This window comes from Microbacterium sp. Bi128 (genome assembly GCF_918698205.1).
The window spans coordinates 1-1,332 of sequence record NZ_CAKKMM010001387.1; the positions used below are offsets into that span (position 1 = coordinate 1).

Here is a 1,332-nt window from a genome sequence, read left to right on the forward strand (position 1 = left end):
CCATCAGGATTGCCTACCATGCGCGGCCGGTATACGCCCCCGATTCGGAAATCCGGGACAACCTCAACCGCTACCAGGCGCAGCTCGAACCGATCCGCCGCGTCGTGATGGTGGGGCTTCCCATCCTCTTTGGCCTGTTCGCCGGCAGCGCCGCGGCCAGCCAGTGGCAGAAAGTCCTCCTGTTCCTGAACCAGGAGGCATTCGGCCAGAACGATCCGCAGTTCGGGCTCGACATCAGCTTCTACCTCATGACTCTTCCCTTCCTCGGCTTCGTCACCGGGTTCCTCATCAGCGTCACGGTGATCGCCGGCCTTGCCGGCATCCTCACCCACTACCTCTACGGCAGCATCCGGATCATGGAACGCGGGATCTTCACCAGCCGCGCCGCACAGATCCACCTGGCTGTCACGGGCGCCGCCTTCCTGGTGCTGATGGGCCTCAACTTCTGGCTGGACCGCTACTCCACGGTGCAGAATAACGGCGGGCGCTGGGCCGGTGCGCTGTACACGGACGTGAACGCCGTCATTCCGACCAAGGCCATCCTGGCCGTGGCCGCGGCCATCGTCGCCGTGCTGTTCATCGTCGCCGCGGTCATCGGCAAGTGGCGGCTGCCGGTGATCGGCACCGCCATGCTCATCATCACGGCCATCCTGGCCGGCGGCGTCTACCCGTGGGTCATCCAACAGTTCCAGGTCCGGCCCTCGGAGCAGACGCTGGAGAACGAATACATCAAGCGGAACATCGCGATGACCCGTGCCGCCTACGGCCTGGATAAGGTCCAGGAAAAGCGGTACAACGCCACCACCAACGCCACCACCGGCGCGCTGGCCCCCGATGCGCAGACCACCGCCAACATCCGGCTGCTGGATCCGAACCTGATCTCGGATGCGTTCTCGCAGCTCGAACAGTACCGGCCCTACTACCAGTTCCCCAGCGCCCTGAACGTGGACCGCTACGAGATCGACGGCAAGATCCAGGACACGGTCATCGCCGTCCGCGAACTCAACCCGGACGGGCTCGCCACGAACCAGCAGTCCTGGCTGAACCGGCACGTTGTCTACACCCACGGCTACGGCGTCGTCGCCGCCAAGGGCAACAAGTTCACCGTGGACGGCAAGCCGGACTTCCTGCAGGCGGGCATCCCGTCCACCGGCGCGCTCGGCAACGATTCGACCTATCAGCCCCGCGTCTACTTCGGCCAGGACTCGCCCGACTACTCGATCGTGGGCGCCCCGGACGGTGCACCGCACCGTGAGCAGGACCGGCCCGCGGCCAAGGAAGGCGACGGCGAGACGCAGTACACCTTCACCGGCAACGGCGGCCCGAACGTGG

1 protein-coding gene is annotated in these 1,332 nt (G+C 65.7%); it reads left to right on the top strand.

All coding sequences use genetic code 11. The annotated features are described in order from the left end of the window. Window positions 1–1,332, top strand: a 1,332-nt coding sequence (locus LQV45_RS33030; RefSeq protein WP_230011889.1) for a UPF0182 family protein, incomplete at both ends; no start/stop codon positions are given.